Annotated in this window: 9 protein-coding genes and 1 tRNA gene; 8 read left to right on the top strand and 2 right to left on the bottom strand. The window is 67.3% G+C overall.

Annotation, left to right across the window (positions count from 1 at the left end):
• The first annotated feature begins 272 nt into the window (after positions 1 to 272).
• The 4 genes from AC1C2T_RS17485 (at position 273) to AC1C2T_RS17470 (ending at position 3,167) form a co-directional block, all read left to right on the top strand.
• Positions 273 to 1,316 carry a DUF2776 family protein gene (locus AC1C2T_RS17485; RefSeq protein ID WP_495386121.1) on the top strand — a complete coding sequence of 348 codons (1,044 nt, stop codon included), beginning with the start codon at positions 273 to 275 and terminating at the stop codon, positions 1,314 to 1,316.
• A 131-nt stretch (positions 1,317 to 1,447) separates the two neighbouring features.
• Positions 1,448 to 1,615, top strand: coding sequence for a hypothetical protein (locus tag AC1C2T_RS17480; protein WP_495386120.1), 168 nt, complete (start codon positions 1,448 to 1,450; stop codon positions 1,613 to 1,615).
• 30 nt (positions 1,616 to 1,645) lie between these two features.
• Positions 1,646 to 1,948 (top strand): SRPBCC family protein, encoded by a 303-nt coding sequence (locus tag AC1C2T_RS17475; protein ID WP_495386119.1) that lies wholly within the window; start codon positions 1,646 to 1,648, stop codon positions 1,946 to 1,948.
• Position 1,949: 1 nt separating this feature from the next.
• Positions 1,950 to 3,167, top strand: coding sequence for a Fic family protein (locus AC1C2T_RS17470; protein ID WP_495386118.1), 1,218 nt, complete (start codon positions 1,950 to 1,952; stop codon positions 3,165 to 3,167).
• Between the two features lie 21 nt (positions 3,168 to 3,188).
• Here the strand turns inward: AC1C2T_RS17470 and AC1C2T_RS17465 are convergent.
• A tRNA-Leu gene (locus tag AC1C2T_RS17465) sits at positions 3,189 to 3,271 on the bottom strand.
• A gap of 36 nt (positions 3,272 to 3,307) precedes the next feature.
• Here AC1C2T_RS17465 and AC1C2T_RS17460 point away from each other — a divergent pair.
• A complete protein-coding gene (locus AC1C2T_RS17460) occupies positions 3,308 to 3,913 on the top strand; it encodes an ANTAR domain-containing response regulator (RefSeq protein WP_495353845.1) in 606 nt (201 codons plus the stop codon).
• 87 nt (positions 3,914 to 4,000) lie between these two features.
• Here AC1C2T_RS17460 and AC1C2T_RS17455 read toward each other — a convergent pair whose 3' ends face one another.
• Positions 4,001 to 4,420: a hotdog fold thioesterase gene (locus tag AC1C2T_RS17455; protein ID WP_495360247.1), complete on the bottom strand. Its 420-nt coding sequence runs from the start codon at positions 4,418 to 4,420 to the stop codon at positions 4,001 to 4,003.
• A 57-nt stretch (positions 4,421 to 4,477) separates the two neighbouring features.
• Between AC1C2T_RS17455 and polA the strand changes: the two genes are divergently transcribed.
• From polA to AC1C2T_RS17440, 3 genes are all read left to right on the top strand, one after another.
• Positions 4,478 to 7,174 (top strand): DNA polymerase I, encoded by a 2,697-nt coding sequence (polA, locus tag AC1C2T_RS17450; RefSeq protein ID WP_495386117.1) that lies wholly within the window; start codon positions 4,478 to 4,480, stop codon positions 7,172 to 7,174.
• 145 nt (positions 7,175 to 7,319) lie between these two features.
• Positions 7,320 to 8,993, top strand: a complete 1,674-nt coding sequence (locus AC1C2T_RS17445; protein WP_495386116.1) for a DUF885 domain-containing protein — start codon at positions 7,320 to 7,322, stop codon at positions 8,991 to 8,993.
• Between the two features lie 22 nt (positions 8,994 to 9,015).
• Positions 9,016 to 9,324, top strand: a complete 309-nt coding sequence (locus AC1C2T_RS17440; protein ID WP_495386115.1) for a DUF1731 domain-containing protein — start codon at positions 9,016 to 9,018, stop codon at positions 9,322 to 9,324.
• The last annotated feature ends 7 nt before the right edge of the window (positions 9,325 to 9,331 follow it).

The raw sequence follows: 9,331 nt of genomic DNA, 5'->3' as shown, positions 1-9,331 counted from the left end.
CCACAGACCCCACACCGGCATCGGCGGCCTCACACCCTCAGCCCGCGTTCACAACCTCACGGGGAAATACATCTAGCCGTCAGCCCGCGAGGAGCCGGTCCCGCTGAGGGGCCGGCTCCGTTCGCGCGCTCACAGGCGGGGTGCGGATGTCGCGGTTCGGGGGCACCTCTCGCGGGAGTGGAACACTAAGGAGCGGGCAACTCCGCCCGACGGGCCGGACTCACGTGTTGCTAGAATGCGAACGCACCATCTCATCCACCTGGGGAGTGGAGATGACTCCGTCGATCAGCGTTCTCTTTCGTGCGATCCCGTTGGTGATGGGGGCCGTATGCCTCGGGTTCGGGCTCTATGTCCTGTCGGGCGGTAGCGACGCGGACCACTTCGTCGCAGGCCACGTCAACATCGCCCTGACCGCGATCTGCATCGCGCTCTTCACGACGGCCGCGACGATCATTCGTCAGCTCGTTCACCGGTACGGCCAGTTCTGGGTCGTCGCGCTGCCGGTGCTCGGGTACGCGGTCGCCCTCGCGACGGTGATCTGGGGCATCACGATCATCGGTCGAGGCGACGAGCCGCAGTTCGTCGTGGCGGGTCATGTGGTACTCGGCATCGGGTTCATCGCGGGATGCGTGAGCACCGTGGCCACGGCGTCGACCAAGTTCGTGCTCATCCAGAAGAGCGCTGCGCGGCCCGTCGGGGGCGGTGCGCCGGAAGGTGCCTATTCACGTGGTGTCGGTGCCGTGCTGATCGCGATCCCCGCGCTGCTCGCACTCGTCGGGCTCGTGATCGCGGTGACCCTGTATGCGAGGGGCGGCAGCGCCGCGCTGGTCGCGGGGCACGTCCTGGCCGGCCTGTCGCTGATCTGCTCCGCACTCATCGCGCTCGTCGCGAGCATCGTGCGACAGGTCCGCAACGAGTTCGGCGACGCCGAGCGCTACCGCTGGTCGTGGTGGGTCGTCGCGATGGGAACCATCAACGTTGTCTTGGGGCTCGTGGTGCTGTTCAGCTCGGATGAGCCGGCGCGCCTCGCCCCCGGGACCGTCCTGATCGGTCTGGGCCTCATCTGCTTCAGCATCCTGTCGAAGGTGCTTCTGCTCGCGCTCGTGTGGCGCCAGGTCTTCGCCCTCGCCAATCGGATTCCGATCATCCCGGTGGCCACGGCGCTCGCGTGCCTGTTCTTCGCGGCGTTCCTCTTCGTGGCGACCACGACCCAGTCGGGCTTCTTCGTCGGCGCGCACGTCCTGGTGGGTCTCGGCGCGGTGTGCTTCACCCTGTTCTCGATCGTGTCGATCCTCGAGGCGGGGACGTCGAAGTAGCTCGGACGCCTCGGTACGACCCCGAGCACGGTGGAAGGAGAGCCGGTCCGATCGAACCGGCTCCTTTCGCGCGCTCCTGGTCGGGCAACGGATGTCGCGGCATCCGTCTCCCTGCGTGCCAGAATGCGGGAGTGGTCGTCGAGTTCGAGTGTCGTACCCGTCTGCCGATCGCGGTCGAGACGGCGTTCGATCGATCCCTCAGCATTGACGCGCACACGGCCTCGATGGCGGCGACACGGGAGCGCGCCGTCGACGGGGTGACTTCGGGCGTGATCGGTCTCGGCGAGGAGGTCACGTGACGCGCGTGGCACTTCGGCGTGCCGATCCGCATGACGAGTCGCATCACGCACCTCGGCCGGCCGGACTCGTTCGTCGACGAGCAGGTGCGCGGTCCGTTCCGGTGGTTCCGGCACGAGCATCGGTTCGAGGCGGCCGAGGATGTCGGCACGCTCATGATCGATCGGGTGGCCTTCGCCGCCCCGCTCGGCCCGCTCGGCCGCCTCGCCGAGCTCGTCATCGGCCCATATCTTCGTCGTCTCATCAAGCGGCGCAATGCATACTGGCCGCACCACCGGCGATTGAGTGATCCAACTGAGCAAAGGATACTCAAAGAGCCTTTGGTAAGCTGTTGACATGGCAAACGATCAACCGCGCCAGATGAGCCGACGCCCGAACTCATGGCCGCCGGTCGAGTACGAGGCCCGTGCGTGGGAACGCCGGGGGGATGCAGTGGCGTCTCGCCGGGCCCTCCGGGCCGCCGCCGGAGACTATCGGGCGTCGATCCCGCCGCTGATCGCGAATGAGCGAGTTGAGCTGGAACCCGAAGTGCTCGCTCTTGCAGATGATGCGAGCAATGAGCTGACGCGGTTCGACACGAGCACCGGCCTCATCGCGGCTCCCTTCGCATCGATCCTGCTTCGCACAGAGAGTGCATCCAGCTCCGAAGTCGAAGACCTCACCTCGAGCGCGAAGCAGGTCGCCCTTGCCGAGATCGGCGAGTCCCGCTCCGGAAACGCCGACCTCGTCGTGTCGAACGTGGGGGCGATGAACGCGGCGATCGCGCTGTCGGACCGTCTCGACGAGAACGCGATCATCGCGATGCACGAAGCTCTGCTCACGTCATCCGCACCGCACTACGTCGGCCGGTGGCGCGATCAACAGGTCTGGATCGGTGGCGGCGGCATCTCACCGCATGCAGCGAAGTTCGTGCCTCCCCATCACGACCGAGTAGCCGAGCTGATGTCGGATCTCGTGGCGTTCGCCCAGCGCACAGATGTGCCGGTTCTCGCCCAAGCTGCGATCGCTCATGCCCAGTTCGAGACGATCCACCCGTTCCCAGACGACAATGGCCGCACCGGGCGCGCGCTGTTGCAGGGCATGCTGCGCGCAGGCGGAGTCACTCGGAACGTTGCGGTGCCGGTCTCAGCCGGACTCCTCGGCGATACGCACGCCTATTTCGAGGCACTCACGAGGTACCGAGACGGAGACCCGAACGACATCGTCGGAATCGTCGCCGAAGCGTCGTTCACCGCGATCAACAACGGCCGACGCCTGGTCGACGACATCCAAGAGATCAGTGCCCGGTGGAACACGGCGGTGACCGCACGAGCGGACTCGTCGGTGCATCGTCTGAAGGAGTACCTGCTGCGACAGCCCGTGATCTTCGCGAAGACGGCAGCCGCCGCGTTGAACGTCAGCGAGGTGGCGGCGCAGAGCTCCATCGACAAGCTCGTGGAGGCAGGCGTGCTCACGAAGGCATCGGGCGGCGCGCGTTATCGCATCTGGCAGGCGAGCGACGTGCTGCGGGCTCTCGATGCCTTCGGAGAGCGAGCTCGTCGCGATCGCCTCTGAACGGGAGCCGATCGTGCTCCGTGCCGGTGGTGGGGGTCGAACCCACACGCCCTTTCGGGCAAAGCATTTTGAGTGCTCCGCGTCTGCCATTCCGCCACACCGGCCAAGGGCCTCGCTCAGGATACCGTAGGCTTTCCTGCGTGACAGACACAGAATCAACCCAGCCGGCACCGCGCCGCGTCGTCGTAGCCGAAGATGAGTCGCTCATCCGCCTCGACATCGTCGAGATCCTGCGCGACAACGGCTTCGAGGTCGTTGGAGAGGCCGGAGACGGCGAAACCGCGGTCGCGCTCGCGACCGAGCTTCGGCCCGATCTCGTCATCATGGACGTCAAGATGCCCCAGCTCGACGGAATCTCGGCCGCCGAACGACTTTCGAAAGGCCACATCGCGCCCGTCGTGCTTCTCACGGCGTTCAGCCAGAAGGAGCTCGTCGAGCGGGCCAGCGAGGCGGGTGCGCTCGCATACGTCGTGAAGCCGTTCACCCCCAACGACCTGCTGCCCGCGATCGAGATCGCCCTCGCACGCCACGCGCAGATCATCGCGCTCGAGGCCGAGGTCGGCGACCTCGTCGAGCGTTTCGAGACCCGAAAGCTCGTCGATCGCGCGAAGGGCCTGCTCAACGAGAAGATGGGGCTCACCGAGCCCGAGGCGTTCCGGTGGATCCAGAAGGCATCGATGGACCGCCGTCTCACCATGAAAGACGTCTCGCAGGCGATCATCGAGCAGCTTTCGGCGAAGAAGTAGGCGACACCGTTCCACAACAGCGGATGCCGCGGCGACACGTGTCGCCGCGGCATCCGCTGTTCTCGTGCTTGCTGTTCCCGTACCCGCTCAGGCCACCGGCAGGTCTTTGATCAGGTTCGTGATGCGGATCGTCGAACAGCGCCGGCCCGCGTCGTCGGTCATAGCGATCTCGTGCGTCGTGAGGGTGCGGCCGAGGTGGATCGGCGTGCAGACGCCGGTGACCCAGCCGCTCGTCGCGGAGCGGGTGTGGGTCGCGTTGACCTCGATGCCGACGGCGAGCCGGCCGTCGCCGGCCCAGAGGTTCGCGGCCATGGAACCGAGTGATTCGCCGAGCACGACGTACGCTCCGCCGTGCAGCAGCATCGCGGGCTGCGTGTTGCCCTCGACCGGCATTCTCGCGACCGAACGATCGACGGAGAACTCGAGGAACTCGATGCCCATCTTCTCGGCCAGCGCGCCCGTTCCACGCACTTGCAGGAAGTCGATCGGGTCGCTCGTCTGAGTCATGCTCGCCTTCGAGATGGGCCGTCGGGCAGTGTCGTCGGCCGCTTGTAGTCTTGGGGGGTGTCGGACGCAGAAAAGCCTACCCTCCTCGTCGTCGACGGCCATTCGTTGGCCTTCCGGGCCTTCTACGCCCTCCCAGTCGACAGTTTCACCACCCGCGACGGTCAGCACACGAACGCCATCCACGGCTTCCTGTCGATGCTGCTCCTGCTGCTGCAGAACGAGAAGCCGACGCACATCGCGGTCGCCTTCGACATCTCGCGCGCTTCCTTCCGTACTCGCGAGTACCCCGAGTACAAGGGCACGCGCGGTGAGACACCGGTCGAGTTCAAGGGGCAGGTGCCGCTGCTGCAAGACGCGCTGAAGGCGATGGGCATTCGCACCATCGAGAAAGAGGACTTCGAGGCCGACGACATCCTCGCGACGCTCGCGGCGCGCGGGCGCGCAGAGGGCTACCGGGTGCTGCTGGTCTCGGGCGACCGCGACACCATCCAGCTCGTCAACGACGATGTCACGCTGCTCTACCCGAACACGCAGGGCGTCTCCCAGCTGAAGCGCTACGACACCGATGCGGTGATCGAGCGCTACGGCATCCGCCCCGAGCAATACCCCGACATCGCGGCGCTCGTCGGTGAGACGAGCGACAACCTCATCGGCATCACGAAGGTCGGCGAGAAGACCGCGGTCAAGTGGCTCGGCCTCTACGGCTCCCTCGACGGCATCCTCGAGCACGCCGACGAGATCAAGGGCGTCGTCGGACAGAACCTGCGCGACGAGAAAGAGAACGCGATCCGCAATCGCCGGCTCAACCGGCTCGTCACCGATGTCGAGCTCGAGGTCGAGCTCGACGAACTCGAGGCGAAGCCGATCGACATCGATGCGGTGCAGCCGTTGTTCGAGCGGCTCGAGTTCCGCACGCTCTTCGAACGCATGAAGAAGATCGCAGCGGGCAACGGCAATGGCAACGGCGCGGCCGCGACATCCGCTGCGCCTGCAACCCCGGCCGCAGACGCGCCCGCCGCCCCCGTAGCGCCCAGCCCGCGCCGCCTCCTCGACGAAGAGCTCGCCGCCTGGATCGAGCGCGCCGTCGCCGCCGAGCCCGCCGGCCTCGGCCTCAGCGTCGAGGTGCTCGACGGCCTCGTGATCGGCGCGGGCATCGCGACCGCCGACGAGACCGTGCAGCTGCCGTGGCAGGCGGGGCGACCCGACTACGCCCCGTTCGAGGCATGGCTCGCGAGCGACGCACCGAAGATCATGACCGACGCGAAGCCGCAGCTGAAGGCGCTCATGCGATCGGGGCTCGCGTTCGACGGGCTCGTCGTCGATACCCTCGTCGCCGGATGGCTCGTGCGACCGATCCTCGCCGAGAAGACGCTCGCCGACCTCGTCGAGCGCTATCTCGGTGAGACCGTGCCGCAGGCCGATCCCGCTCAGCTCGTGCCCGAAGAGGGCGGCGACGCAGGCGCCCCCGAGTACGCCTGGTACTCGCTCCGGGTCGCCCCCGTCGTGCTCCGAGCCCTCCCCGAGAGCTCGCGGCAGCTGCTCGCCGACATCGAGATGCCGCTGGTGTCGGTGCTTGCTGCGATGGAGATGCGCGGTGTGACCGTCGACCACGCCGAGCTGGCCGAACTCTCCTCCGAGCTCGGCACTCGCGCAGCGGGCCTTGCGGAGGCGGCGTTCGCGGAGATCGGCCGGGAGGTCAACCTCGGTTCACCGAAGCAACTGCAAGAGGTGCTCTTCGACCAGCTCGGCATGCCGAAGACACGGGCGACGAAGACGGGTTACACGACCGACGCGAGTGCGCTGGCCGACCTGCAGGAGTCGAACCCGCACCCCTTCCTCGGCTACCTGCTCGAGCACCGTGACGCCACGAAGCTGCGGCAGATCGTCGAGTCCCTCGACAAGTCGATCGCAGATGACGGGCGCATCCACACGAGCTACGGGCAGATCGGCGCGGCGACGGGTCGCATGTCCTCGAACGACCCGAACCTGCAGAACATCCCGATCCGCACCGAAGACGGCCGGCGCATCCGCAAGGCGTTCCGTCACGGCCCCGAATACACCGAGCTCCTCACCGCCGACTACTCGCAGATCGAGATGCGCATCATGGCGCACCTCTCGGGCGACCCCGCCCTGATCGAAGCGTTCAATGCCGGCGAAGACCTCCACCGATTCGTCGGTGCGCGAGTGTTCTCGGTCGAGCCCTCCGAGGTCACCCCCGTGATGCGTACCAAGGTGAAGGCCATGTCGTACGGTCTCGCATACGGGCTGAGCGCATTCGGCCTCTCGAAGCAGCTCCGCATCGATCGTGCTGAGGCCACGCAGCTCATGAAGGAGTACTTCGAGCGGTTCGGCGCCGTACGCGACTACCTGCGCAGCGTGGTCGAGCAGGCGAAGATCGACGGATACACCGAGACGATCTTCGGCCGCCGGCGCCCGTTCCCCGACTTGAACAGCCCCAACCGGGTGCACCGTGAGAACGCGGAGCGCGCTGCGTTGAACTCGCCGATCCAGGGTTCGGCCGCCGACATCATCAAGATCGCGATGGCGAAGGTCGAGGCCGACATCGCCGCACAGGGGCTCGGCAGCCGCATGCTCCTGACCGTGCACGACGAGCTCATCTTCGAGGTCGCAGAGGGGGAGTCCGAGGTGCTCGAGGCCGTCGTCCGCGACCGCATGGCGCACGCCGCCGAACTGCTCGTGCCGCTCGACGTGCAGATCGGGCGCGGCGCGAACTGGGAGGACGCTGCGCACTGATCGTGGCGCCGCGGTGGTGGCAGCGCCCATGACCGGACGCTGCTCGTGCGCACGGTGAAGCTCGCACGCCGGGGAGTTCGCGTGCGAGTTCTGCCGGGTCGCCGGAAGCGAGCGCGATGTCGGCTCGCTGTCATAGGCTCGCAGCATGGCATCGAGTGAGCGCACCCCGACCGACGTCGATCGCATCGCAGAGGGGTGGGTCGACACACTCGTCGAACTGGACCCGGGCGTCGGCACCTACATCGGGCGTACGACGCACGACGACCGACTCGCCGACTTCTCTCCCGAAGGTCACGAGCGCTCGATCGCAGCCACGCGGGAGGCACTCGCCGCGCTCCGTGCGGCGAGCCCGGTCGACGACGTCGACCGGATCACCGTCGCCGACCTCGGCAGCGAACTCGAGCTCGCACTCGAGCGGCACGATGCAGGCCTCCACCTGCGCGACCTCAACGTCATCGCGAGCCCCGCACAAGAGATCCGCGAGGTGTTCGACCTCATGCCCACCGACGCTCCAGAGGAGTGGGACCGCATCGCGGCCCGCCTCGAAGCGGTTCCGGGTGCGATCGACGGCTACGTCGAAACGTTGCGCGAGGGAATCGCGCGGGGCACCGTGCCCGCGGCTCGTCAGGTGCGCGAGGTCGCCGCGCAGGCGCGTCGTATTGCGCAGCCCGATGGGTTCTTCGGCACTTTCGCCGCATCCGCGAAGGCCGGTGACGCAGAACTTCCGTCGTCGGTGACGAGCCAGCTCGGCAGCGGTGCTGCGGCCGCCACCGCCTCGTACGCCCGGCTCGCCGAGTTCCTCGAGAACGAACTGAAGCCGGTCGCCGGCGAGCACGACGCCGTGGGGCGTGAGATCTACACGCTGCAGTCGCGCCAGTTCCTCGGCGCCGAGATCGATCTCGACGAGACCTACGAGTGGGGCATCGAAGAGCTCGCCCGCATGGTCGCCGAGCAGGAGTCGATCGCGAACGAGATCGTGCCCGGGGCATCCGTCGCCGAAGCGATCGCGTTCCTCCACAACGACCCGTCGCGCAAGCTGCACGGTACCGACGCCCTGCAGCGGTGGATGCAGGAGACGAGCGACCGCGCTGTCTCCGAGCTCGCCGGTACCCAATTCGACATTCCCGCCGAGATCCGCACGCTCGAGTGCATGATCGCGCCGACGCAAGAGGGCGGCATCTACTACACCGGGCCGAGCGACGACTTCTCGCGCGCGGGGCGAATGTGGTGGTCGGTACCCGAAGGCGTCACCGAGTTCGACACGTGGCGCGAACTCACGACGGTGTACCACGAGGGCGTACCCGGTCACCACCTGCAGATCGGCCAGGCGGTCGTGAACCGCGGTCAGCTCAACACGTGGCGCCGCCAGCTCGCGGGCACCTCGGGCCACGCCGAAGGGTGGGCGCTCTACGCCGAGCGACTCATGCAGGGCCTCGGATATCTCGACGACCCGGCTGACCGCCTCGGCATGCTCGACGGCCAGCGCATGCGCGCGGCGCGCGTGGTGCTCGACATCGGCGTGCACCTCGGCAAGCGGCGCCCCGACGGCAATGGCGTGTGGACCGGCGACTATGCGTTCGAGTTCCTCGGTGAGAACGTCAACATGAACGACGGTTTCGTGCGCTTCGAAGTGAACCGCTACCTCGGCTGGCCGGGGCAGGCGCCGTCGTACAAGGTCGGGCAGCGAATCTGGGAGCAGTTGCGTGACGAGGTCGCGCGCCGCGAGGGTGCGTCGTTCGACATCCGCGAGTTCCACCGCAGGGCGCTGGGTCTGGGCGGCGTCGGCCTCGACACGCTGCGCTCAGCGCTGCTCGCCTGATTCCGCACGCGGAGGAAGACGCATGACGCGCATCGTCAGTGCGGGGGCGTCCGGATTCATCGGGCGACACCTGGTGTCGCACGTCCGTGCTGCAGGCGCCGAGGTCGTGACGATCGGCCGCGGTGCTGAAACGGATGCCCCGTGGGGCGACACGGCCGCGATCCGGCGTGTGGTCGACGGCGCCGATGTGCTCGTGAACCTCGCAGGGAAGTGGGTCGTGCCCGAACGACTGGTCGATGCCGGGTACGCCTTCGAATATCCAGACCTCGAGCCGGCGCTGTTGAGCATCACTCGGCCCGCTCCGCTCACCGAAGAATGCCGGCGCTGCTGAGCATCCT

This window comes from Agromyces sp. Y558 (assembly GCF_059445415.1).
This window is presented reverse-complemented; position numbering and strand designations above follow the sequence as displayed.